Origin of the sequence: Bacillus sp. SA1-12 (assembly GCF_000981385.1) — a bacterium.
In the GTDB taxonomy this organism is placed as follows: domain Bacteria; phylum Bacillota; class Bacilli; order Bacillales; family Bacillaceae; genus Metabacillus.
Window position 1 is genome coordinate 56836 of sequence record NZ_LATZ01000135.1, and the last position, 25408, is coordinate 82243.

The following is a 25408-nucleotide window of genomic DNA, read 5'->3' on the forward strand; positions in this document are numbered from 1 at the left end:
GATTAATGGCAACAGTTGCCTTTCATACATTAGGTTGTAAAGTGAATCATTATGAAACAGAAGCCATTTGGCAATTATTTAAAGAGAATGGCTATGAGCGTACCGAGTACGAGCAAATTGCAGATGTTTATGTGATAAATACATGTACAGTAACGAATACAGGTGATAAAAAAAGCCGTCAGGTAATTCGCCGTGCAATTCGTAAAAATCCTGATGCCGTTATTTGTGTAACAGGCTGCTATGCTCAAACCTCTCCAGCAGAGATTATGGCGATACCTGGTGTAGATATAGTTGTTGGAACACAGGATCGTGTGAAGATGCTGGACTATATTGAGCAATTTAAAAAAGAAAGACAACCGATTAATGGTGTGCGTAATATTATGAAAACCCGCGTATATGAAGAGCTCGATGTACCTTCATTTACGGATCGGACACGAGCTTCATTAAAAATTCAAGAAGGCTGTAACAATTTTTGTACGTTTTGTATTATCCCATGGGCGCGAGGGTTAATGCGATCACGTGACCCAAAAGAGGTTGTGGCCCAAGCACAGCAGCTGGTGAATGCTGGCTATAAGGAAATTGTTTTAACAGGTATTCATACAGGCGGATATGGTGAGGACTTAAAGGACTACAACCTCGCGATGCTTTTGCGTGACTTAGAGGAACAAGTAGAAGGCTTAAAACGCATTCGTATCTCTTCGATTGAAGCAAGCCAAATTTCAGATGAGGTTATTGAGGTTTTGAAAACATCGGAAAAGGTTGTTCGTCATCTGCACATTCCGATCCAATCTGGCTCAGATTCCGTGTTAAAGCGTATGCGCAGAAAATATACAATGGAATTTTTTGCTGATAGATTAGATCGTTTAAAAGAGGCTTTACCTGGTTTAGCAATTACTTCAGATGTGATTGTTGGGTTTCCGGGAGAAACCGAAGAAGAATTTTTGGAAACCTATAATTTTATTAAAAAGTATTCGTTTTCTGAGCTTCACGTTTTTCCTTATTCTAAGCGGACTGGCACTCCTGCTGCTCGAATGGATAACCAAGTCGATGAGGACATTAAAAATGAACGTGTACATCGCTTGATTGAATTATCCGATCAATTAGCAAAAGAATATGCTTCACAATTTGAGGATGAGGTATTGGAAGTCATTCCGGAGGAACCATTTAAAGAAACGGAAAACGAAGGCTTATATGTAGGTTATACGGACAATTATTTAAAGGTCGTTTTCCCTGCTACTGAAGAAATGGTCGGTAAAATTGTAAAAGTTAAAATAACAAAGGCAGGTTATCCTTATAATGAAGGTCAATTTGTAAGGATAATAGAGGAGCCAATTCAAACAGAAGAAAAGATTAGACTTTCTTCTTAATACAATCGGAAAGGGTTGACATTCGTCAATCCTTTTTTAAATAGTAAGAGAGTATAAAATTACTGTCTGGCTTCATGCGCCATCGGATAAAGGTATTAAGTTGAATAGGAATAGAAGGAAAAGAACACCTGCTATTCCTATTCCTTTGTTCTTTAATATCATTTTTTATAGTGTAAAATGTCTTAATTCGTACAAATTAAATTTGTACTCGTTTTTATTTCTCAAAAATGTTAAGATGTAAGAGGTCGGACAACTATATACATAAAAAGGAGCGATGGATTTTGTCAAATATAGCAAAAATGATCGATCACACAGCTTTAAAAGCGGATACAACAAAGGAAATTGTTGAAAAGCTTTGTCATGAGGCCAAAGAATATGAATTTGCATCTGTATGTGTAAATCCAATTTGGGTAGAAACCGCAGCACAGCTATTAGCAGGTTCGGATGTAAAGGTTTGTACGGTAATTGGTTTTCCTTTAGGTGCTAATACACCGGAAACAAAAGCGTTCGAAACAAAGGATGCGATCGAAAAAGGAGCAACTGAGGTTGATATGGTTATTAATATTGGTGCTCTTAAAGATAAAAATAATGAACTTGTTGAACAAGATATAAAAGCAGTGGTGGAAGCTGCTAAAGGTAAAGCATTGACGAAGGTAATAATCGAAACCAGTCTTTTAACGGAAGAAGAAAAGGTAAGAGCTTGTGAGATTTCAGTTCATGCCGGGGCTGACTTTGTAAAAACCTCAACTGGTTTTTCAACAGGAGGAGCGACTGTAGAAGATATTGAGCTTATGAGAAAAACAGTTGGTCCTGATATTGGTGTTAAAGCATCTGGCGGAGTTCGTGATACAAAGGGTGCAGAAGCATTAATAAATGCCGGTGCAACTCGTATTGGAGCAAGCTCGGGAGTAGCAATTGTAAAAGGTGAAACATCGAATTCTGATTATTAATGTTCGTGAGCCCATTTTTTTAAAATATACAATCAGTCATTTAAAGCCTGCATAAAATAATCAAATCATTCAAAGAATATTTTATAAACGGACTTTTTATGATATGAGTTGACCTGCATTATTCGTTATATTATAATTGCAAAGTACATGTTTAGTCATACTATAGACATGTTTTATTTAAAGATGTCGATTGGTTGTATTCGGAGGGAGGGAAAGAGAATGTCAAAAACGGTCGTTCGTAAAAACGAGTCGCTTGAAGATGCTCTTCGTCGTTTCAAACGTACTGTATCTAAAAGTGGTACAATACAAGAAGCTAGAAAGCGCGAATTCTATGAAAAACCTAGCGTAAAGCGTAAGAAAAAGTCTGAAGCAGCTAGAAAGCGCAAATATTAAAAGAGGGTGTACTTATGAGTCTTCTTGAGCAATTTAATCAAGATATGAAACAAGCGATGAAAAACAAAGAAAAAGACAAATTAGCTGTCATTCGAATGGTGAAGGCTGCTTTGCAAAATGAAGCCATTAAGTTTGGCAAAAGCGAATTGTCTGAAGAAGAAGAATTGACGGTTCTTTCTCGCGAATTAAAGCAACGTAAAGACTCCCTCCAGGAATTTAAAAATGCTAATCGTTTGGATTTAGTTGAAAAAACACAAGCTGAAATTGACGTTTTGGTCGATTATATGCCTGAACAGCTTTCAGAAGAAGAGATTCTTGAAATTGTAAAACAAACTATTTCAGAGGTCAATGCTTCATCTAAAGCAGATATGGGGAAAGTAATGGGAGCACTCATGCCCAAGGTTAAAGGAAAAGCAGACGGAAGTCTTGTAAACAAGCTTGTGCAACAACAACTATCATAAATGATAATAAGACACCTTGCTATGCAAGGTGTCTTTTAATTTTGGAAGTTTTTGCGAAACATCTTGTTATGATACTAGAAGTGATAACAACAAATGTGCACTGAATCCCACTTTTTTAGAAAGAAGCAAAAATCTATTAAAAAATAGCCTTAATTATAATGAAATGTTAAAACATACATAAAATTTATTAGGAATGAATGAAACTAATTGTAAACCAAAATCGTATTAAGAGTAGGGCTTAACTGAGAGGAGGGTTTAGACGATGAAAAAGCGCTTTTTTCAGCTTATGATCGCTTTTGCTTTTATTTTGGCCTTATTTGATGGATTTAGTCATGAGCTTCAAGCTGATTCACACCAGAAGGTATTTATTATTCCTCTTGAAGAAACAGTTGAGAAGGGTCTCGCTCAATATATTAAGCGAACAATCTCTGAAGCTAATGCTCAGGAAGCAGACCATATCATCCTAGAAATAGATACATTGGGCGGTGCTGTTGACGGTGCGATGGAAATTGCGGATATACTGCGTTCAAGTGAGATTCCTATAACGGCATATATTAATAGAAGAGCCATTTCCGCTGGGGCTTATATTGCATTGAATGCCGATCAAATCTATATGGCTCCTGGGAGTCAGATGGGTTCTGCAGCCATAATTACAGGAGATGGCAATGCAGCAGATGATAAGGCACAATCACTATGGCTGTCAGAATTAAAGGAATCAGCAGAACGTAATGGTCGTGATCCTAAATATGCGTTAGCTATGGCAGATAAGGATGTTGATATCCCTGAATACGGCGCTGGGAAAGGGGACTTGTTGACTCTTGAGTCAAAGAGTGCTTTAGAGGTTGGCTACTCAGAAGGGACTGCAGAAGACCGTGAAGACTTATTAAATCAATTAAATTTATCAAGTGCTGAGATCATTGAAGCAAAAGAGAGTTTTGCTGAAAAAGTTGCACGATTTCTTACACATCCGGTTGTTGTCCCCATTCTATTGTCAATCGGCAGCTTGGGTTTAGTTGTTGAGCTTTATTCACCCGGCTTTGGTCTTGCTGGAATTACGGGATTAACTTCATTATTTCTATTTTTCTATGGTCACTTAGTCGCGGGATTAGCAGGAATGGAATCAATTATTTTATTTGTATTAGGTATTATTTTTCTGATCGCAGAATTGTTTGTGCCGGGTGCCATACTTGGTGTTCTGGGCATTGGCAGCATTATCACAAGCTTATATATTGCTTCAGGTAATTTTGTAAATATGACGATTTCTTTAGGAATTGCTCTTGCTGTTTCTATTACAGCATCCATTTTATTAGTAAAGGTGTTTGGAAAACGTATGAATCTTTTTAAAAAATTAATTTTGCGTGATTCAACAAATACCGAAAGCGGTTATGTATCAAATAAATCGCGCACTGATTTATTAGGGCTAGAAGGGGTTGCTTTCACAACTTTAAGGCCATCTGGAACAGCAGTGATTGCTGAAGAACGTATTGATGTGGTAACAGAAGGCGGATATATAGCAAAAGGACAGCATGTAAAAGTTGTTAAAGTAGAAGGGGCAAGAATAGTTGTAAGAGAACTGAACTGAATGTTAATTTATCTTAGCATTGTAGTAAGAGTATTAAGTAAAGTAAGTCAATTTAATATGGATAGATTATGAAATATTAGGAGGAAAAACAATGGAAGCATCAGCGATACTGTTCATTGGACTTATTATTTTAGGCTTAATTTTTTTAGGCATTTTCTTTACTTTTGTACCAATAGCTTTATGGATTTCTGCGTTAGCGGCAGGTGTTAGAATAAGCATCTTTACCTTGATTGGAATGAGATTACGACGCGTTATTCCAAGCAGGGTTGTAAACCCCCTAATTAAAGCTCATAAAGCTGGCCTGGATGTAACAACTAATCAGCTGGAAAGCCACTACTTAGCTGGCGGAAATGTAGACCGTGTTGTTAATGCTTTAATTGCAGCAGAAAGAGCGAATATAGAATTAACCTTTGAAAGATGTGCGGCAATTGATCTTGCTGGTCGTGACGTGTTAGAAGCCGTTCAAATGAGCGTCAACCCAAAAGTAATTGAAACGCCGTTTATCGCCGGTGTTGCAATGGATGGGATTGAGGTAAAGGCAAAAGCAAGAATTACCGTGCGTGCAAATATTGAACGCTTAGTCGGCGGTGCCGGCGAAGATACGATTATTGCCCGTGTAGGGGAAGGGATTGTAAGTACCATCGGTTCATCTGATAATCATAAAAAAGTGCTTGAAAATCCAGACCTGATTTCACAAACCGTTTTAGGAAAAGGTCTGGATTCTGGTACTGCCTTTGAAATCCTTTCGATTGATATTGCAGATGTGGATATCGGTAAGAATATTGGTGCCGAATTACAAACAGAACAAGCAGAAGCAGATAAGAAAATTGCACAGGCTAAAGCTGAAGAAAGAAGAGCAATGGCTGTTGCTCAAGAACAAGAAATGCTTGCTCGCGTTCAGGAAATGAAGGCTAAGGTTGTAGAAGCAGAGGCAAAAGTACCTCTTGCAATGGCTGAAGCGCTTCGCTCTGGAAACATTGGTGTCATGGATTATATGAATATTAAAAATATCTCAGCAGACACAGATATGAGAGATTCAATTGGCAAAATAAATCAAGATCAAAATGATAATGACCAATATTAATCAATCCCTATCATCGGATTATTTTTAAACATGGCACTTTATCCCATTCCTCATGTAAAGGAGGGAGCAACTTATGGAGCTGCTTACAGAAATCATTACAAATCCAATCGTTTGGGGGATCCTTGCTTGGGTGTTCACAAAAATTTTCACATCAAAGAAAGACGATGCACCTGCCGAACAACCTAAAAAGCAGGTGAATCAACCAAAAGAGAGAAAAGACTCAAGACCGTATCCTACGCCTGTAAAGTCAACCAGTGAACAAAAGCACCGTAAAGAGGCTACTCAAGTTATTGAGACCGTTCAGCAGGCATATGAAAAAATGAAAAATTTGCAACCTGCAAAAGCTATAAATAATAACCAAGCAAAAGAACAACAAAAAAAGACACAGGTTAATCAAAAAGTATCGACCTCAAATGCAAAACGTATTATTAATAAGAATAGCCTTTCCGTGGATAAACAAAAGGCAGTTCAAGGGATTATTTGGAGTGAAATTTTAGGTCCGCCAAGGTCACAAAACCCGCATTATACCCGAAAAAGAAGACATTCATAACTTCTAACAATAATCGTGTTATAAGAACCCGCTTTCTCTCATACATATGAGATGAAAGGGGGTCTTTTTTTATGGCAAAAAAATGGCGTCAGCAGCTAACGAGATGGATTACAAATACAATTGAACTACCGCCGGATGTCATGATGGATCTTCCTAGAATTACGATGGTTGGTCAGCTTCATATTTACATAGAAAATCATCGAGGTCTCCTTAAATTTACTGATACGGAGCTTCGTCTTCTATTAAAGCAAGGACAGCTTTTAATTAAAGGAGAAGCCTTTGTCATAAAGACGATTTTGCCAGAAGAAATCCTTCTTGAAGGGAAAATAAATCAGGTTCTTTATCTTGATGGAACTTAAGAGAGCATTGCATAAGTTCGTTATTAGAAGTCTGCTGTGTAGTGCACATTTTTACACAGCAGGCAAGCATTGGACTTATAATTAATCACCATATCTATGTTGTTTATATATAGGGGGATGAGCATGAAAAATCAATGGACAAGTTTTTTATTCGGGGTTGTAAAAGTGAGTATTCAAGGACGAGGAACTGAACGTTTTTTAAATGACTGCATTCGTGAGAAGATTGTTGTTTGGAATGTAAGAAGAAATCAAAAAGATGGGATGCATTTTTTCATTCGCCTTCAAGATGTACATGCCTTAAGAAGAGTGGTAAGAAAGAATGAATGCAAATGCCGTTTTGAAAAAAGATTGGGCTTCCCATTTTTCTTGAGAAGATCCTGGCGGAACAGCGGATTTGTATTAGGTCTATTAGCATTTTTGTTTGTTATTTTTGCTTTATCAAATATGATATGGGGTATAAAAGTAGAGGGGGCTTCTCCTGAAACAGAGCATTTAATTAAAAAAGAGCTGTCACGGATTGGGGTTAAAACAGGAAAATTTCAATTTTTTGTAGAAAACCCTGATGAAATTCAAAAAAGCTTAACAGATAATATTGAGCAAATTACATGGGTTGGTGTAGAACTAACGGGCACAACCTATCATTTGAAGGTAGTCGAGAAAAATCAACCTGAAGAAGAAAAACTTGTGAGCCCAAGACATATTGTGGCAAAGAAAAAAGCAACCATTAAGAAAATGTTTGTTGAACAAGGACAGCCCCTAACAACGTTACATGAAAATGTTCAAAAAGGGCAAATATTAGTATCAGGTTTAATTGGAAAAGAAGATGAACAGAAAAAAGTGGCAGCGAAAGCAGAAATTTTCGGTGAGACTTGGCATTTATCGACGATAACCCTCCCATTAAAGACGACTTTTCACGTCTTAACTGGGGAAGATAAGCATAAGCATTATCTTCAACTAGGTTCCGTAAAGATTCCCATCTGGGGGTTTAAAGATCCTGAATTCACCTCCTATATTGTCGAAGATGATGCACGTCATGTTAATTTTTTAAACTTCACATTGCCGATCGCATATGTAAAAGAAACGTATCGTGAGAATGAAAAAGTCACCAGAGAATATACGGAAAAGCAAGCAAAGGAAGCTGCGTTGGATCGTGGCCGCAAAAATATTGAGGATAAACTTGGTGAAGGTGAAAAAGTAATTGGAGAAAAAGTTTTGCACGAGTCGATTGAGAATGGTAAAGTAAAATTAACCGTTCATTACCAAGTAATAGAAAATATCGTAAAAACTACACCAATTGTTCAGGGAGACTAAAGAATGCCAGAAGAATTAGTGACCATGAGTCAAGAATTAGAAAATCCAAATGAAGCCATCGCTTTATTTGGTAATCATGATGTTCATCTTAAGCGGATCGAGGAAGAATTAGCCGTATCGATCGTAACTAGAGGCGGGGCAGTTTTTGTTTCAGGTGACTCCGAACACGTTAAGCTGGTGGATGAACTGTTAAAATCACTGCTAGTTATTATCCGCAAAGGGGTAAATATTAGTGAACGTGATGTGATCTATGCTATCAGCATGGCTAAGGAACAACAATTAGATCAATTTGAAAACCTTTATGTACAAGAGGTAGCAAAAACAGCCAAAGGAAAATCTATCAGGGTCAAAACACTGGGGCAGCGTCATTATATTGCTGCTATTCAAAATAAGGACTTAGTTTTTGGGATAGGGCCAGCTGGAACTGGTAAGACATATTTAGCTGTTGTGATGGCTGTTAATGCTTTAAAAAACGGCAGTGTTAAACGTATTATTTTAACCAGACCCGCTGTTGAAGCTGGTGAAAGCTTAGGCTTTTTACCCGGAGATTTAAAAGAGAAAGTAGATCCATATTTGAGACCTCTATATGATGGACTTCATGATGTTTTAGGAATGGAGCATACCGGAAGGCTTATTGAGAGAGGGACAATTGAAATCGCTCCTCTAGCCTATATGAGAGGCAGGACGTTAGATGATGCATTCGTTATTTTAGACGAGGCGCAAAATACAACACCAGCACAAATGAAAATGTTTTTGACACGGCTGGGATTCGGCTCCAAAATGGTCATTACAGGTGATCGTACACAGGTTGATTTGCCAAAGGGAGTTAAATCAGGCTTAACGGTTGCAAGAGAGATCCTTGCGGACGTTTCTGGCATTTCATTTGTAGAGCTGGAACAATCAGATGTAGTTAGGCATCCGCTTGTTGCAAAAATTATTTCAGCATATGAACATGCCAATGAAGGTTAAGTGACCCGGCCTTAATTCGGGTCACTTCTTTTTTAGGGATGTAGAAAACAACAGAATGTTGTAAAATAAAAACGGAAAAATTCTTTTTGAAAAGGTGTTTTTTTACCGTATTTTGTCCTAAAGGTTGAACATTTTGGGGTAAAAAGAAATAATGAAAGAAGTGAACCAAAAAATTTTAGTTTTATGCGCAGTAAAAGGTGGTGCCTTTTGTGAAAAAAAAGACTGAGAAACAAAAACCAAAACAATTTATCGAAAAACTAAATAATTATAAGTTCCTTCATGTTTTTTTATATGCCATTTTAGCTGTGATCTTATTCGTATCTCTTTATAGTAATGTAAAGCCGGAAACATTGGACATCGAGCTTTTTACTGTTTCAGATGAAACAATTTATTCACCAACGACGGTTGATGATAAAGTTGAAACGGATAGAAAAAAGCAAGAGGCGTATGATTCGGTTGAAGATCAATATGTTTTAAAAAAGGAAATTTCAGAAAAACAGGTTGATCTCATTTCGTCTATATTCGATGCGATTATTGAAGTTCACCAGGAAGAAGAAGCAGAAAAAAATGCGGAAAACACTTCAGACGCTATGTTAACCCCTGAAGAAAAGGTAAAACGTTTACAAGATAAATTAACACCGTCAATTAACGAAAAAATTTCGAAGGAAACATTCATCCCTTTGCTTACAACGACCAAAGATGAGATAGTCCTTTCAAAGGATGCTGTTGTCACGGCGGTCAATAATATTATGAGCATGGAAATCCCGATTATTCAATTATCTGAAGCGAAAAAACAGGTGGTTGAAGAACTGCAATATACATCGCTGAAACCAGACGTTCTTCAAGCTTCTCAAGAACTAGCTCGTTATGCGATTACTCCAAACGTTGTGTTTGATTTGAAAGCGACAGAGGAAAAAAGACAGCAAGCTGTTGATGCAGTGAAGGAAGCTCAAATTAAACAGGGACAAATTCTTGTTGAAGAGGATGAACTGATCAACCGGGAAGTTTATCGGAAACTTGGATTAGTAGGATTGCTGGATAATCAACAATCATACAAACCATTTTTAGGATTAGGACTGCTCATTCTTTTAATTCTTATCGGAGTTATCTATTATTTTGAGAAGAAGGATCGTCCAATTTCTAAGAAAAACAATTCATTGCTTCTGTATTGCTTAATATTCGCTATTACCATTCTTTTAATGAAAATCGTTAGTCTGTTTCAAAAGATTGATTACACCCATATAGGCTATCTTGTTCCTGTAGCAATGGGTGCTATGCTTGTTAAGTTGTTGCTAAATGAACGTTTAGCGACTTTGACATGTATGATATTTGCAATTTGCGGCAGTGTTATATTTAATGAAGGTGTTACTGGAAGTTTTAACTTTTCAGTAGGGATTTATTATTTATTTGGCTGTCTTGCAGCGGTATTATTTTTCGGTGAACATAATCTTAGATCGAAAATTTTACAAGCAGGATTATTTGTTGCCGGAATGAATGTACTTGTCATAACAGCAATTATGCTCATTCGAAACAGCAGTTACTCCAATGTTGAAATTAGCTCATATTTTATTATGGCATGTGTGTCAGGGTTAGTTTCTTCCGTTTTAACAATAGGTTTTATGCCATTTTTCGAAACTGGATTCGGAATCTTATCAACGATGAAATTAATTGAACTATCTAATCCTAATCATCCTTTACTTCGAAAGATTTTGACGGAAACACCAGGAACCTATCATCATAGTGTAATGGTTGCCAATTTATCGGAGTCTGCTTGTGAAGCAATAGGGGCAAATGGGTTGTTGGCACGAGTTGGAGCCTATTACCATGATATTGGAAAAACGAAGCGTCCGCAGTATTTTATTGAAAATCAAATGAATATTGAAAATCCACATAATAAACTGTCAGCACAACTCAGTAAGAACGTTATTATTTCACATGTAACTGATGGCGTGGAGATGTTAAAAAAGAATAAAATGCCAAAGGAATTTATTGATATAGCAGAACAGCACCATGGTACATCCTTATTAAAATATTTTTATCATCAAGCAAAGCAAACAAATCCGTCCATCTATGAAGAGGAATTCCGGTACCCTGGTCCAAAACCGCAAACAAAGGAAATTGCGATTATATCAATCGCTGATAGTGTAGAAGCGGCTGTTCGCTCAATGTCAAATCCAACACCGGAAAAAATAGAAAAACTTGTTCGTTCGATTATTTCGGATCGGCTGCAGGACCATCAATTAGATGAATGTGATTTAACTTTAAAAGAACTTGATATCATTGCAAAGTCTTTCTGTGAATCGCTAAAAGGGATTTTCCATTCCAGAATTGAGTACCCGGAATTAACTAAAAAACAGAAGGTGAAACAAGCATGAGACTAATCATCGATTGTATTGACGAAACAAATGAATTATCAGAAGAGAAGCAAACAAAAATAGAGGATTTGCTGCAATTTGCAGCAGATGTTGAAAATGTAAAACAAGATGCGGAGCTATCTGTTACGTTTGTAACAAATGAACGTATCCAAGAAATAAATCGTGAGTACCGAGATAAGGATCAGCCTACAGATGTCATTTCTTTCGCTTTAGAAGAAATGGGAGAGGGGGAACTGGAAATTGTCGGATTAGAACAGCCTCCTATGCTAGGTGATATTATCATTTCCATTCCTCGCGCAAGAGAACAGGCGATTGAGTATGGCCATTCATTTATGAGAGAACTAGGATTTCTTGCTGTCCACGGTTTTTTGCATTTACTTGGATATGACCATATGAATGATGCAGATGAAAAAGTAATGTTTACTAAGCAAAAGGAAATTTTAGATAGCTATGGGCTTAAAAGATCAGCCGAACTCTGAGTGGAACAGATTTTATAAAAGTTTTAAGTTTGCGTGGAGTGGAATTACCCAGACGTTAAAAACAGAGCGAAATTTTCAAATTCATGTGATGATTTCAATCTTAGTCTTTATCGTTGGTTTTTTCTTTGAATTTACAAAAATTGAGTGGGTGATCATCCTGTTTTTAATCGGCGGTATGCTTGCTTTGGAATTAATGAACACGGCAATCGAGCATGTAGTTGATTTAGTAACCGAGGAAGTTAAACCACTGGCCAAAGCGGCAAAAGATGCAGCAGCAGGCGCCGTTTTGGTTTATGCGATTCTATCGGTTATAATAGGGATCATCATTGTGATTAATCATATTTGAATTTACATGGTTCTTATTAATATTCGATATTGTAAGTTTATTGCAAATGTATTGCGAAAATTCTTACATTTTAATTACAAAATTGATGAAAACATGAATTCACTGTGAAAATTAGGTAAAATAAAGGTAAGCAATGGAAATTGCCGTTAGGGAAAGGAAGAAAGATAGTGAACATTGAACAACTCATCAAAGAAGCTAAAGCAGCACGTGATTTGGCCTATACTCCCTATTCAAAGTTTAATGTAGGCGCCGCTTTGTTAACAAAAGATGGTAAAATATATAAAGGCTGTAATATTGAAAATGCTGCTTACAGCATGACCAATTGTGCTGAACGTACAGCCCTTTTTAAAGCTTTTTCTGAAGGTGACAAAGAGTATGCTGCAATAGCAGTTGTTGCAGATACGAAAAGACCGGTTCCGCCATGTGGAGCATGCCGTCAAGTAATTTCAGAGCTTTGTCCAAAGGATATGAAAGTAATTTTAACTAACCTCCAAGGTGATGTTGAAGAATTAACTGTACAAGATTTACTACCAGGTGCATTTTCAGCGGAGGATTTACATGAATAATAACCAAGGATATAAATCAGGATTCGTTTCCATTATTGGAAGACCTAATGTCGGTAAGTCAACTTTTATTAATAGAGTAATCGGCCAAAAAATTGCGATTATGAGTGATAAGCCGCAAACAACCAGAAACAAAATCCAGGGAGTTTATACGACAAACAGTTCACAAACTATATTTATCGATACACCGGGAATTCACAAACCGAAGCATAAGCTCGGGGACTTTATGATGAAGGTAGCTCATAACACCTTAAAAGAAGTGGATCTCATTCTATTTATGATCAACGCTGAAGAAGGCTATGGCCGAGGTGATGAGTTTATCATGGAACGATTAAAGCAGACAAATACACCTGTTTTCTTGATCATTAATAAAATTGATCAAATTCATCCAGATGAGCTTTTACCTTTAATCGAGCAATATAAAAATCTTTACCCTTTTAAAGAAATTGTCCCGATCTCTGCTTTGCAAGGGAATAATGTTGATAGGCTCTTGCAGCAAATTGAAGAAATCTTGCCTGAAGGTCCGCAGTACTATCCTGAGGATCAAGTAACAGATCATCCCGAGCGCTTTATTATCACAGAGTTGGTTCGTGAAAAAGTCCTTCATTTAACAAGGGAAGAAATCCCACACTCAGTTGCAGTTGTTATGGACACACTTGAAAGACGCGAAAATAATCAAGCTATTTTTGTAGGTGCTACGATCATTGTAGAACGTGATTCTCAAAAAGGGATAATTATTGGAAAAAAAGGAAGTATGCTCAAAGAAATTGGAAAAAGGGCCCGTGCTGATATTGAAGCTTTGTTAGGGTCAAAGGTCTTTTTGGAGTTATGGGTGAAGGTTCAGAAGGATTGGCGAAATAAAGCATCACAGTTAAGAGATTATGGATTTAGGGAAGATGAATACTGATCCATTTACTTTGTTCTGATCAGCCAAATAATGCAGCTTCATAACACGTCAAAAAATACACTACTTATTCATGAAATGTATTAGCAAAAATTGTTTAACATGAATCGGACTGAAGAAGGTCAAGATAACTATAAAGAAATTGGATATATATTGCTTGCTAGTCTTAACAACTGAAAGGTGGGGTTATTATGTTGGATTTTACCTGGAAGGTCTTTTCGCAAACAGGTAGCATTGATACGTATCTTCTTTTTAAAGAATTAGAAAAGGAGAATGATGACGGACCCGATTCTCATGATGATGAACTAGCTGAAATGGATTTTCCAATTTCCTAAATCTTGCCTAAACCTTTGGAAGGTGAGGGAAATTTGCTTCAAAAATGTGAAGGAATTGTAATTCGATCTACGGATTATGGTGAAACAAATAAAATTATTACCATATATACTCGTGAAGCAGGAAAAGTTGGGGTAATGGCAAGAGGCGCGAAAAAACCAAATAGCCGCCTCACGTCCATAACCCAACTTTTTACGTATGGAACGTTTTTATTTCAAAAAACAAGTGGTTTAGGCAGCCTTCAGCAAGGGGAAACAATCCGTTCTTTAAGGGGGATTCGCGAGGATATTTTTTTAACTGCATATGCATCTTACATAGCTGAATTATTAGATAAAAGCACAGAGAATCAAGAGCGAAATCCCTACTTATTTGAGTTGTTGAAACAGACTTTCGAATATTTGGATGACGGAGTCGATCCAGAAATCTTGATCAATATTTTTGAAATGAAAATATTGACAGTGTTGGGTCTTCACCCCCAGCTTGATGGTTGTGTTTTGTGTAAAAGCAAGGATGGCACCTTTCATTTTTCAATCCGGGAAGGCGGGTTTATCTGCCATAGATGCTTTGAACATGATCCATACAGGTTGCAAATATCCCAAATAACGGTGAAATTATTACGGCTGTTTTATTATTTTGATTTAAGCCGGCTTGGGAACATTTCAGTGAAGCCCGAAACAAAAAGGGAACTAAAAACTGTGATTCAAGCCTATTACCAAGAATATTCAGGGTTAACACTTAAATCAAAACGATTTTTAGATCAAGTGGATTCCTTAAAAGGCAAACTATAGTGTCTGCACAGTTGACATCCAATCATTTTTCGATTAAGATGCAAGTATAATTTAACATCTTGCGTTGAAGGAAAAGAGTACTTACGAAGTTTCCGATTAAAGCGACCTTAGGATGGTGAAAGCTAAGGATTGGCTCGTAACGAAAGGCATTCTGGAGCATTTTTTTTAAGTGGCTTATCTTCTTTTTTAATGATAAGCAATTAGGGTGGAACCGCGGGTATGCTCTCGTCCCTATGTCATGAATGGTGGCATAGGGACGAGGGCTTTTTGTTTTGTCGCCACTATTCTTAAATCTTAACGGTTAGTAACATTCCCCTTTCGAGATTCGAGAGAAGCTATAAAGAAAAGTGAGGTATTGCTGATCATAATGATCCGAAAAGCTGGGACTTGTACATCCTTACTTCGAGAAATGACGTAAGCATATGCTTTTATTTATTATGGAGGTGTAACAAATCAATGAATATTCAAGAAATGATTTTAACGCTGCAAAAGCACTGGTCTGATCAAGGATGTGTGTTAATGCAAGCGTATGATACTGAAAAAGGTGCAGGTACAATGAGTCCATATACGTTTTTAAGAAGTATTGGACCAGAGCCATGGAAGGTCGCATATGTTGAGCCTTCAAGAAGACCTGCTGATGGAAGATATGGGGAAAACCCTAACAGACTTTATCAACATCATCAGTTCCAAGTTATCATGAAGCCATCCCCGGATAATATTCAAGAATTATATTTAGATTCATTGCGTGCTCTTGGAATTAACCCATTAGAACATGATATTCGTTTTGTTGAGGATAACTGGGAAAATCCATCACTAGGCTGTGCCGGTTTAGGTTGGGAAGTGTGGCTTGATGGAATGGAAATCACGCAATTTACATATTTTCAACAAGTCGGCGGTATAGAATGTAAACCAGTATCAGCAGAAATTACCTATGGAATCGAGAGATTGGCTTCATATATTCAAGATAAGGAAAATGTTTTTGACTTAGAGTGGACAGACGGCTTTACAATCCGGGATATTTTCTTGATGCCTGAATACGAGCATTCTAAATACACATTTGAAACCTCTGATACGGAGATGTTGTTTCAATTGTTCTCTACCTATGAAAAAGAAGCAAATCGACAAATGGATGAAGGGCTTGTCCATCCCGCATATGATTATGTTTTGAAATGCTCTCATACATTTAACCTGCTTGATGCAAAAGGGGCTATTTCTGTCACTGAAAGAACCGGTTATATCGGCAGAGTGCGTAATTTAGCACGAAAGGTAGCAAAAACCTTTTACGAGGAAAGAGAAAAACTTGGTTTCCCAATGTTAAATAAGGAAGGAGGAGCAAAGGATGAGTAAGCAGGATTTATTGATTGAAATTGGATTAGAGGAAGTTCCGGCGCATTATGTAACAGATGCAATGAATCAGTTCAGTGATAAAGTAACAAACTGGTTAAACGATCAGAAACTATCTTTCGGAACAGTAAAGCCATATGCTACGCCAAGGAGATTAGCTGTCTTAGTAAAGGATGTTGCAGTTAAACAGCCAGATATAGAAGAGGAAGCGAAAGGACCGGCAAAAAAAATTGCTCTCGACGAAAACGGCAATTGGTCCAAAGCGGCAATTGGCTTTACAAAAGGTCAAGGTGCTTCTGTATCCGATATTTATTTTAAAGAGATTAAAGGTGTCGAATACGCCCATGTACAGAAATTTATTGCAGGAAAAGAGACGAAAGCACTTTTGACTGATATGCGTCAAATGATCATGGGTTTAACATTTCCTAAAAATATGCGCTGGGGAAGCCAGGAGATGAGGTATATTAGACCAATAAAATGGCTTGTGGCTTTATTTGGCAAGGATGTTATCCCATTTGAAATCGCAGGTATTCACACAAATTCCTTTAGCTATGGACATCGTTTTTTAGGCGATAAGGTTGAAATTGCTGCACCATCATTATATGAAGCGGTATTATTAGAGCAATTTGTCATCGCTGATCCTGTAAAAAGGAAAGAAGCAATTGTCAATCAATTAAATGATTTAGAGAAAGAACAGAATTGGGTTATTCCTGTTGATGAAGACTTACTTGAAGAGGTAAATAATTTAGTTGAATATCCAACAGCATTATTCGGGAATTTTGAAGAGGAATATTTGGCTTTGCCTGATGAAGTTTTGGTAACAACGATGAAGGAGCATCAACGTTACTTTCCAGTAAGAAATCAAAGCGGCAAGCTCCAACCGTTTTTTGTTACAGTACGTAATGGTGATCATAATCATCTTGAAAATGTAGCAAGAGGAAATGAAAAAGTATTACGGGCGAGACTTTCTGACGCAAACTTCTTTTATAAAGAAGATCAGAAGCTGAAAATTGAGAATGCAGTTCAAAAGCTAGATAAAATTGTTTTCCATGAAGAATTGGGAACCTTAGGGGAAAAGGTTAACCGTATTGTGCAGCTATCAAATTTATTAGCAGAAAAACTGGGAGTAAGCAGTGAAGAAAAACAAGTAATTGAACGTGCTGCATCAATTTGTAAGTTTGACCTAGTGACACATATGGTTTATGAATTTCCAGAGCTTCAAGGTAAAATTGGTGAAAAATATGCTCGGATTAGTGGTGAAAAGGAAGCCGTTTCTATCGCCATTAATGAACATTATATGCCGCGCCATGCAGATGATGAAGCACCAGCTTCCACAGTGGGGGCAGTTGTTGCACTGGCAGATAAACTAGATACAATCTCGGGATTCTTTTCGATCGGCAAAATACCGACAGGTTCTCAAGACCCTTATGCATTAAGAAGACAAGCGAGCGGCATTGTGCATATCCTACTTAATAAGAAGTGGAAGCTTGAAATTCCTGAGCTGATTCAAAATGCGCTTTCGCTATTTGGAGAGAGAGCAGCCAATGAAGCAAGTCAAGAACTCCAATCATTCTTTAAACTTCGCTTAAAATATTTATTAGCAGAAGAGGAAATTCGTTATGACATAGTCGATGCCGTGTTAGACTCTTCTACATTTGAAGTTACGTCGATGGTTGAACGGGCAAAGGTTCTTGAAGCAGCAACAAGCAAAGAAGGTTTTAAAGAAACTATTGAGGCCCTTGCGCGCGTAATGAATATCGCGAAAAAAGGAGCTGACCAAGAAATAAATGTACAATTATTTGATAGCGAATATGAGCGGTCACTTTATGATGCATATCTAGATTCAGCAGACAGAATAAACACATACAAAGCTGCGGGTAATGAAGAAGAAGTTTATCATGTACTTGCAAGCTTAAAAACTGTCATTAATGATTACTTTGATCACACAATGGTTATGTCGGAAAATGAAAACACCAAGCAAAATCGCTTAGCTCAAATGGTAAAGCTTTCAAAACTTATCGAATCTTTTGCAAAAATGAGTGTAATCATTGTTAAATAATTGCTATTAAAAAAACAAAAGGGTTTGGCAGATATGTCAGACCTCTTTCTTTTATGAATTGCTATTTTTGTAATCTTTGTTGTTATTTAAAGAAAGATAAAACAAACTACTTTTCAAAAAAATATTAAAGTATATAATAATTTTATATAGTATAACCTATTTGCTTATAAAGCAGCTCGTCTTTTTTTGAACGGTGATAGATAAGGCGATGAAATAGATGGGGCAAGGGTGGTGAGTAAAATCGAACTAAATAAACGGCAAGAACAAATTTTAGAAATTGTGAAGGAAAACGGCCCGATTACTGGAGAGCAAATTGCTGATCAGCTTCATCTAACGAGAGCGACCCTTCGACCAGACTTAGCGATTTTAACCATGGCTGGATATTTGGAAGCTAGACCGCGAGTTGGTTATTATTATACAGGCAAAACAGATACACAGCGTTTAACAGATGAGTTAAAAAAGCTGCGGGTAAAGGATTTTCAATCAATTCCTATTGTTGTAAGTGTGAAAATTTCCGTTTACGATGCGATCTGCACCATGTTTTTAGAGGATGTTGGGACATTATTTGTCGTTGATGACCAGTCTCACTTAGTCGGTGTTCTCTCTCGAAAAGATCTATTACGCACAAGCATTGGGAAACAAGAGCTCACATCCATACCTGTAAATATTATAATGACTAGAATGCCGAACATAACCGTTTGCAGGCCAGATGATCTGATTTTAGATGTGGCCAAAGCCCTAATAGAAAAACAAATAGATGCTTTGCCGGTTGTAAAGGACACTGATGAAGGTCTTGAAGTGATAGGGAGAATAACAAAGACAAATATGACGAAAATCCTGGTTGGTTTTGCGCAGGAATTTTAGCTAAGAAAAAGGAAATGGGGAAAAACGATGAGCTACCGTATGATTTATGTTGTATCAGATTCAGTTGGTGAAACTGCAGAGCTTGTTGTAAAAGCTGCTGCAAGTCAATTTAATGGCGTATCTGCGAACACAAAGATTAAACGTATTCCATATGTAGAAGATAAAGGAACCATTACCGAGGTTATTTCACTCGCGAAAGAAGATAAAGCGATTGTTTGCTTTACTCTTGTAATTCCCGAGTTAAGGGAGTTTTTAATTAAAGAGGCTACAAAACAAGGGGTTGTCTATTATGATATTATCGGCCCGTTAATTGATAAAATGGAAGCATCATACGGGACTGCGGCTAAATATGAACCTGGTCGAGTACGTAAGCTTGATGATGATTATTTTAAAAAGGTTGAAGCCATTGAGTTTGCAGTCAAATACGATGATGGTCGTGATCCAAGAGGTATTTTAAAGGCAGATATTGTATTAATTGGCGTATCAAGGACTTCAAAAACTCCTTTATCTCAATATCTGGCCCATAAACGCTTTAAAGTTGCCAATGTGCCGATTGTACCTGAGGTGGAACCTCCAGAGGAATTGTACAAAGTATCTGCACAAAAATGCATCGGCCTCCGAATTAGTCCAGATAAGCTAAACAATATTCGCAGAGAACGTTTAAAATCTTTAGGGCTTAATGATGAAGCATTCTATGCTAACATTAACCGCATTAAAGAGGAATTGGAATACTTTGACAGTATTGTTGATAAGATTGGCTGTCAGGTAATTGATGTTTCAAATAAAGCAGTAGAAGAAACAGCTAATATCATCGCAAATTTTATGAACAAACAAAATGGATAAGGGGATATAAGCGAGGAGGGTGGCTCCCAGAGATAATACGGACAAACATACTAAGAGCCAGCCTCTTCGCCTTTATTTTGCGACTTGGAATGTAGAGGATATATTATACATTTGAATAGCGCTTTGACATTCAGCTGCAGCGTCTTGCCCCTCGAGGTCATAAGCCACTTAGGAATTGAAGACAAAGAGCGTCTTCTATTCCTAAGTGTCTTATGCTTGTCGGGGCTGAGCAAGGCGCTTCCGCATTTCAAATAAAAAACAATAGATATTTAACTTTCTTTATATTATAATAAAAAATTGTGATAAAATATTTTTTTTAGGTTTAGAACTTGACATGTAGGAATAAACTATAAATTGTAAACTGTCAAGAATAAATGGTAAATATTTTTCGACAAAAGCTGGTGTGTGAATGTCACAAATTTTTAGTTTTTAGCATGTTTTAAGAAGGATTCTGTCGGAGTGATGTAGAATAGAGATTCATGACGAAATAACAATGAAAATATACGTTGATGCCGATGCTTGCCCTGTAAAGCAGCAAATAATGGAGGTGGCTAATAAATACAATATAAACGTCATCTTTGTTGCTTCCTATAATCATACCTCAGATAAAACATATGGTGGAAGCTGGGTCTTTGTTGATACAGGAAAAGAAGAGGCGGATTTATATATAGTCAACCACGTGCAAAAAAATGATCTTGTGATCACACAGGATATTGGATTAGCTGGACTTTTACTTAGAAAAGGCGTTCTTGTTGTTACTCCGAGGGGTAAGCGGTATACCGAAGAAAATATCGATACCGCCTTGCAATTTCGTTATTTATCCGCAAAGGAAAGAAGAAGCGGCAAGTATACGAAAGGCCCAAAAAAATTCACAGACGAGGACATCTTAAATTTTATCACAGCACTAGAAAAAATTTTGTCGAAAGATGCAGGAGATTTCATTTGAATCTCGAATAACATTAACACGGAGTTGTTACCATGGGAAATCGAATTCCCGAAGAATTAATCGAAAAAATACAACGAACTTCTGACATTGTTGATGTGATAAGTGAATATGTTCAATTGAAGAAACAAGGTCGTAACTTTTTTGGGTTATGTCCATTCCATGGAGAAAAATCTCCATCATTCTCTGTCTCAACTGATAAGCAAATCTTTCATTGCTTTGGTTGTGGTGCGGGAGGAAACGTTTTTTCATTTCTCATGCAGCATGAAGGATATTCATTTATTGAGGCAGCACAGCATCTGGCAGATAAAGCGAATATTGAGTTACCGGCAATCGCTGTTGAACAGGGAAGAACTATTTCAAAAGATGCCGAAAAAATGATTGAAGCACATGAACTGCTAAAGAAATTTTACCACCATTTATTAGTTAATACAAAAGAGGGGCAGACTGCTTTAGATTACTTATTAAATCGGGGGTTCACACAAGAAATCATTGATTCGTTTGAAATCGGCTATGCACTTGATTCTTGGGATTTCATAGCAAAATTTTTGGTGAAAAGGGGATTTAATCCTTCCTTAATGGAGGAAGCAGGGCTATTAATAAAGAAAAACAATGCTGATGATTATTTTGATCGATTTCGCAATCGAATTATGTTTCCAATCACAGATCATAATGGTATGACAATCGCCTTTTCTGGGAGAGTACTTGGCGATGAAAAACCAAAATATTTAAACAGCCCTGAAACGAAAGTTTTTAATAAAAGCAAATTACTTTATAATTTTCACCGTGCAAGAGTACATATTCGTAAAAATCAACAGGTCATTCTTTTTGAAGGCTTTGCAGATGTCATTTCGTCGACCCGGGCCGGAGTTGAACATGGCATAGCCACGATGGGAACCTCTCTTACTGAGGAGCAAGCAAAAATAATCCGTCGAAATGTATCTGAGGTTATTGTTTGTTATGACTCAGATTCTGCTGGAATTGAAGCGACAATGAGAGCTTCAAAAACGCTGAAGGAATTCGGCTGTCAAATAAAGGTAGCTGTGATTCCAGATGGATTAGACCCTGATGACTACATCAAAAAATTTGGAGCAGATAAATTTAAAAACGATGTAATAGGGGCAAGCGTACCGTTAATGACATTTAAGATGAATTATTACCGCAGAGGGAAAAACCTTCATAATGAAGGTGAAAGACTGCAGTATATTGATCATGTCATTTCAGAACTTAGCAAGCTTGAAAGCGCAGTTGAGAAAGAAATTTATTTAAAACAGCTTTCAAAAGAATTTGATCTTTCGATGGAGGTTCTAAAAGACCAGCTCCATCAAAAGGAACAGCAAACAAAACCAGAGCAGCATGCACCACAGCAAAAGCGGCCTGAACAGCAGTTTAAAAGGGCTCCTATTCAATCGAAAAGACTGTTGCCCGCATTTCACACTGCTGAGCGAATGTTGATCGGTCATATGCTAAGGAGCAAAGATATTGCTGAAAAAGTTCTCGAACGACTTGGACTTCAATTTAATATTGAAGAGCATAAAGCAATCGTTACTTATTTATATGGATATTATGAAGAGGGAAATGATGAAAATGTAAGTGCATTTCTTTCAAGGCTGCCAAGTCCAGAGCTCCAACATATTGTTTCCAACATTGCGATGATCTCGTTAAACACTGAAGTAAGTGAACAAGAACTATCAGATTATATAAAACAGGTGTTGAATCATCAAAAAATGTTAATGATAAAAGAAAAAGAAGCTGAAAAAAATGAAGCTGAAAGAAATAAGCAGTTCAAAGAAGCAGCTCAAATTGCAATGGAAATCATTCAATTAAAACAAGCGCTCAAGACATAGTTAATAAGCTAAAGATTAACGTTTATAGTAGATGTGTGTATTGAATTTCTTCGTAAACACATTCTTATTTAAATAGGATATTACCGGTAAACAATAATCCGATAGCTTATCTTTAATATGTGATAAGTTTTGGAAGGAGGGGATCCGATGGCTGATAAACAAACCCATGAAACTGAAGTAACCTTTGAACAGGTGAAAGAGCAATTAACTGAAATTGGGAAAAAACGCGGAGTTTTGACATATGAAGAAATAGCAGAACGTATGTCAAACTTTGAAATTGAATCAGACCAAATGGATGAGTATTATGAATTTCTTGGTGAACAAGGTGTTGAATTAATAGGAGAAGCTGGTGAAGGTAACGATGATGATCCGAATATTCAAGATCTTGCGAAAGAAGAAGAATTTGATCTAAATGATTTAAGTGTCCCGCCTGGAGTTAAAATAAACGACCCGGTAAGAATGTACCTAAAGGAAATTGGTCGTGTCGATCTCCTATCTGCAAATGAAGAGATTGACCTTGCAAAACGTATTGAAGAAGGCGACGAAGAAGCAAAAAGAAGACTTGCAGAAGCTAACTTGCGTTTAGTTGTAAGTATTGCTAAACGATATGTTGGTCGCGGAATGTTATTTCTTGATCTTATTCAAGAAGGTAATATGGGCTTAATGAAGGCTGTTGAAAAGTTTGACTATCGAAAAGGGTACAAATTTAGTACGTATGCAACTTGGTGGATTCGCCAAGCGATTACTCGTGCCATTGCCGACCAAGCACGTACGATTCGGATTCCCGTTCATATGGTTGAAACAATTAACAAGCTGATCAGGGTTCAGCGTCAATTACTTCAAGACTTAGGCAGAGAACCTACTCCCGAAGAAATTGGGGAAGATATGGAATTAACCCCTGATAAAGTAAGGGAAATTTTAAAAATTGCACAAGAGCCTGTTTCACTGGAAACACCAATTGGTGAAGAAGATGATTCACATTTAGGTGATTTTATTGAAGATCAGGATGCAACTTCACCGTCTGAGCATGCTGCATATGAGCTTTTAAAAGAACAGCTGGAAGATGTGTTGGATACATTAACTGACCGTGAAGAAAATGTTTTGCGTCTTCGCTTCGGACTTGACGATGGTAGAACAAGAACGCTTGAAGAGGTAGGGAAAGTCTTTGGCGTCACTCGTGAACGTATTCGTCAAATTGAAGCTAAAGCACTTCGAAAATTGCGTCATCCAAGTCGCAGTAAGCGTCTTAAGGACTTTCTTGAATAAAATGAGGCGGACATCATTTGTCCGTCTTTTTATGTATGGACGATCAACTAAGAAGGATGCCCTTTTTGAAAACGGATAAAAGAACCATTATTATCAACGAAATTCATCATTGGAAAAGTAATGAAATGCTTCCGGAGACATATTGAGACTTTTTGTTAGCGCTTTATACAGAAGGGAATCAATCGGATAAAGAATTCCAATTACATAAGCAGCGTGAAATGCTTACTTCTTCCTATTGGGTTTTACATGGATCACTACTTTCTTTGTTCATCGGAATGCTTCTTATTGTATATTTTACTGAATTGTCTTTCGTTTTGCAAATGACCATAGCATGTTTTTCTCTTTTATTTTCAATTTCTGTTACCGCTTACTTTATCGGAAAAAGAGCATTTTTTCAAGTGTCTTTAAGGGTTATGGTAATTAATTTCTTAATCCTTTCACTCACTTTAACAGAGTTCTATACCTATGGAGATTCTCTTTGGATTGATGGAGTGGTTGTGGCAAATTGTTTACAGTGGGTTCAAATCAGATCTCTGTATCGTCTCCTATATATATTCATTAGTAGTATCATGAGAATCATTCTATTTGGTGAGTATTATATTCTGACAATATTAAAAAGGCGAAATGTCAATGAAATTATTGGAAGAAATAAATCTCTTTTTTTATTTTTGTCTAAAGTGTGAAAAACATGGAGATGTTAGAAGATAGGTCTTTTACTTATTGTAAAATTACAGTAAAATAGAGGTTGTTTACAAAAACAAGTACTTATAAAATTTATCCCGCAGCAACAGGCAGCGGACATTGTAAGCGTTAAATTTATAAAATATATGTATGAACTGCCTGTAAAAGCTAGATAATTTAAACGACATTAGGTGGCAAAGAATGCCTGACTAATGAAGATTTACTTATTTACATAAGGGAGGTTACATGATGAATCGCAATCCACTTATACCATTTTTATTAATTGCCGTTTTAGGTATCGGCCTTATGTTCCTTTTATCATTTAAAGGTATTGGCGATCATGAAGAACTGGCAAAAGGTGATGAAGAGCCAAAAACAGACGATGTTGCAAACGCTAAACCCGAGGATATCTACAAACAAAGCTGTGTTTCCTGCCATGGTCAAAATTATGAGGGTGCAGCAGGTCCTGCGCTTAAAGGTGTAGGAGAAAAGCTTAGTGCAGATGAAATTAAAGAAACCATTAAAAATGGTAGAGGAATCATGCCTGCTGGTTTAGTTCCAGACGAAAAGCTTGATGAAATGGCTGAATGGGTTTCTCAAATTAAATAACGAGAATGCTCGTGAAATGCCAAGATAGAAAAGTTTTTTAAAACCTTGTATATGAAAAAGTCCTTTGCATTTGTGAAGGACTTTTTTTATACTTGCTATGTTAAAGGTTATTGTGAATAATTTAATTATTTTCTTTGG

General features: G+C 36.9%; 25 protein-coding genes. All 25 read left to right on the forward strand.

All coding sequences use genetic code 11. The features are described 5' to 3' along the window. Positions 1-5 precede the first annotated feature (5 nt). Complete coding sequence (gene mtaB / locus WQ54_RS30655) at positions 6-1367, forward strand: tRNA (N(6)-L-threonylcarbamoyladenosine(37)-C(2))-methylthiotransferase MtaB (protein ID WP_046590622.1); 1362 nt, start codon at positions 6-8, stop codon at positions 1365-1367. 278 nt (positions 1368-1645) lie between these two features. Continuing rightward, positions 1646-2317, forward strand: coding sequence for a deoxyribose-phosphate aldolase (deoC, locus tag WQ54_RS30660; protein ID WP_046590777.1), 672 nt, complete (start codon positions 1646-1648; stop codon positions 2315-2317). Positions 2318-2536: 219 nt separating this feature from the next. Continuing rightward, the gene (gene rpsU, locus WQ54_RS30665; protein ID WP_010678174.1) at positions 2537-2710 is read left to right on the forward strand and encodes a 30S ribosomal protein S21; all 174 of its coding nucleotides are present in this window, start codon (positions 2537-2539) and stop codon (positions 2708-2710) included. Positions 2711-2724: 14 nt separating this feature from the next. Beyond that, entirely contained in the window at positions 2725-3171 is a 447-nt protein-coding gene (locus tag WQ54_RS30670; RefSeq protein WP_046590626.1) for a GatB/YqeY domain-containing protein, read from the forward strand. Positions 3172-3457: 286 nt separating this feature from the next. Then, a complete protein-coding gene (locus WQ54_RS30675; RefSeq protein WP_231597717.1) occupies positions 3458-4753 on the forward strand; it encodes a nodulation protein NfeD in 1296 nt (431 codons plus the stop codon). Between the two features lie 91 nt (positions 4754-4844). Then, the gene (gene floA, locus WQ54_RS30680) at positions 4845-5837 is read left to right on the forward strand and encodes a flotillin-like protein FloA (protein WP_046590630.1); all 993 of its coding nucleotides are present in this window, start codon (positions 4845-4847) and stop codon (positions 5835-5837) included. A 73-nt stretch (positions 5838-5910) separates the two neighbouring features. After that, the gene (locus tag WQ54_RS32305; protein WP_052738052.1) at positions 5911-6387 is read left to right on the forward strand and encodes a hypothetical protein; all 477 of its coding nucleotides are present in this window, start codon (positions 5911-5913) and stop codon (positions 6385-6387) included. A gap of 71 nt (positions 6388-6458) precedes the next feature. Further along, positions 6459-6746: a sporulation protein YqfC gene (gene yqfC, locus WQ54_RS30690; RefSeq protein WP_046590632.1), complete on the forward strand. Its 288-nt coding sequence runs from the start codon at positions 6459-6461 to the stop codon at positions 6744-6746. A 123-nt stretch (positions 6747-6869) separates the two neighbouring features. Then, positions 6870-8057, forward strand: a complete 1188-nt coding sequence (gene yqfD, locus WQ54_RS30695) for a sporulation protein YqfD (RefSeq protein ID WP_046590634.1) — start codon at positions 6870-6872, stop codon at positions 8055-8057. Positions 8058-8060: 3 nt separating this feature from the next. Continuing rightward, the gene (locus tag WQ54_RS30700; protein WP_046590635.1) at positions 8061-9026 is read left to right on the forward strand and encodes a PhoH family protein; all 966 of its coding nucleotides are present in this window, start codon (positions 8061-8063) and stop codon (positions 9024-9026) included. Positions 9027-9274: 248 nt separating this feature from the next. Beyond that, a complete protein-coding gene (locus WQ54_RS30705) occupies positions 9275-11401 on the forward strand; it encodes an HD family phosphohydrolase (protein WP_231597718.1) in 2127 nt (708 codons plus the stop codon). Further along, positions 11398-11880 carry an rRNA maturation RNase YbeY gene (gene ybeY, locus WQ54_RS30710; RefSeq protein ID WP_046590639.1) on the forward strand — a complete coding sequence of 161 codons (483 nt, stop codon included), beginning with the start codon at positions 11398-11400 and terminating at the stop codon, positions 11878-11880. Before WQ54_RS30705 ends, ybeY begins: the two co-directional genes overlap by 4 nt. After that, positions 11852-12226 carry a diacylglycerol kinase family protein gene (locus WQ54_RS30715; RefSeq protein WP_046590640.1) on the forward strand — a complete coding sequence of 125 codons (375 nt, stop codon included), beginning with the start codon at positions 11852-11854 and terminating at the stop codon, positions 12224-12226. Before ybeY ends, WQ54_RS30715 begins: the two co-directional genes overlap by 29 nt. Positions 12227-12393: 167 nt before the next feature. Continuing rightward, complete coding sequence (locus tag WQ54_RS30720) at positions 12394-12792, forward strand: cytidine deaminase (RefSeq protein WP_046590642.1); 399 nt, start codon at positions 12394-12396, stop codon at positions 12790-12792. Then, a complete protein-coding gene (gene era / locus WQ54_RS30725) occupies positions 12785-13696 on the forward strand; it encodes a GTPase Era (RefSeq protein ID WP_046590644.1) in 912 nt (303 codons plus the stop codon). The genes WQ54_RS30720 and era overlap by 8 nt, the downstream gene beginning before the upstream one ends. Before the next feature lie 188 nt (positions 13697-13884). Further along, positions 13885-14028 carry a YqzL family protein gene (locus WQ54_RS33220; protein ID WP_084822393.1) on the forward strand — a complete coding sequence of 48 codons (144 nt, stop codon included), beginning with the start codon at positions 13885-13887 and terminating at the stop codon, positions 14026-14028. A 33-nt stretch (positions 14029-14061) separates the two neighbouring features. Then, positions 14062-14814, forward strand: coding sequence for a DNA repair protein RecO (gene recO, locus WQ54_RS30730; RefSeq protein WP_046590646.1), 753 nt, complete (start codon positions 14062-14064; stop codon positions 14812-14814). Positions 14815-15270: 456 nt separating this feature from the next. Then, positions 15271-16161: a glycine--tRNA ligase subunit alpha gene (gene glyQ, locus WQ54_RS30735; RefSeq protein WP_046590647.1), complete on the forward strand. Its 891-nt coding sequence runs from the start codon at positions 15271-15273 to the stop codon at positions 16159-16161. Continuing rightward, a complete protein-coding gene (gene glyS, locus WQ54_RS30740; protein WP_046590649.1) occupies positions 16154-18217 on the forward strand; it encodes a glycine--tRNA ligase subunit beta in 2064 nt (687 codons plus the stop codon). The genes glyQ and glyS overlap by 8 nt, the downstream gene beginning before the upstream one ends. Positions 18218-18448: 231 nt before the next feature. Continuing rightward, positions 18449-19081, forward strand: coding sequence for a helix-turn-helix transcriptional regulator (locus tag WQ54_RS30745; protein WP_046590651.1), 633 nt, complete (start codon positions 18449-18451; stop codon positions 19079-19081). A 27-nt stretch (positions 19082-19108) separates the two neighbouring features. After that, entirely contained in the window at positions 19109-19924 is an 816-nt protein-coding gene (locus WQ54_RS30750) for a pyruvate, water dikinase regulatory protein (protein ID WP_046590653.1), read from the forward strand. Between the two features lie 493 nt (positions 19925-20417). Beyond that, positions 20418-20870 carry a YaiI/YqxD family protein gene (locus tag WQ54_RS30755; RefSeq protein WP_046590655.1) on the forward strand — a complete coding sequence of 151 codons (453 nt, stop codon included), beginning with the start codon at positions 20418-20420 and terminating at the stop codon, positions 20868-20870. A gap of 32 nt (positions 20871-20902) precedes the next feature. Beyond that, positions 20903-22714, forward strand: a complete 1812-nt coding sequence (gene dnaG / locus WQ54_RS30760) for a DNA primase (RefSeq protein WP_046590657.1) — start codon at positions 20903-20905, stop codon at positions 22712-22714. Between the two features lie 147 nt (positions 22715-22861). Then, positions 22862-23980: an RNA polymerase sigma factor RpoD gene (gene rpoD, locus WQ54_RS30765; RefSeq protein WP_046590658.1), complete on the forward strand. Its 1119-nt coding sequence runs from the start codon at positions 22862-22864 to the stop codon at positions 23978-23980. Between the two features lie 930 nt (positions 23981-24910). After that, the gene (gene cccA / locus WQ54_RS30775; RefSeq protein WP_046590662.1) at positions 24911-25270 is read left to right on the forward strand and encodes a cytochrome c550; all 360 of its coding nucleotides are present in this window, start codon (positions 24911-24913) and stop codon (positions 25268-25270) included. Positions 25271-25408 lie beyond the last annotated feature (138 nt).